The 239-nt window shown below is 39.3% G+C and carries 1 pseudogene; it reads right to left on the bottom strand.

Features of this window, described 5'->3' with window-relative positions:
* Window positions 1–239: pseudogene (locus JFU56_RS22730) on the bottom strand (two-component sensor histidine kinase); the annotation flags it as partial.

Genomic DNA, 239 nt, shown 5'->3' with positions numbered 1-239 from the left:
ATTGATCATTACTTACTAATTTATCATTAAGGGATACATAAGGTGCTGGTAGCAATGCGGCGATATATAGCCATTCATCAGGTGCGAACATCATTTGTATCACTAACACGGGGGGATTTAGCGGTTCTAGCGTGAGTGAGTAGTGTGCCCAAGAACGGGGTAATTCAGATAACAGAGTATCGTTGTTTAATACGTGTAAAGTTTTGGGGTGAGAAAACTCTGTTTTAATGACGATATTA

It is taken from the genome of Moritella sp. F3 (genome assembly GCF_015082335.1).
Classification (GTDB): domain Bacteria; phylum Pseudomonadota; class Gammaproteobacteria; order Enterobacterales; family Moritellaceae; genus Moritella.
Note: the sequence above shows the minus strand (reverse complement) of the source record. Positions and strands in the feature narration are given on the sequence as shown.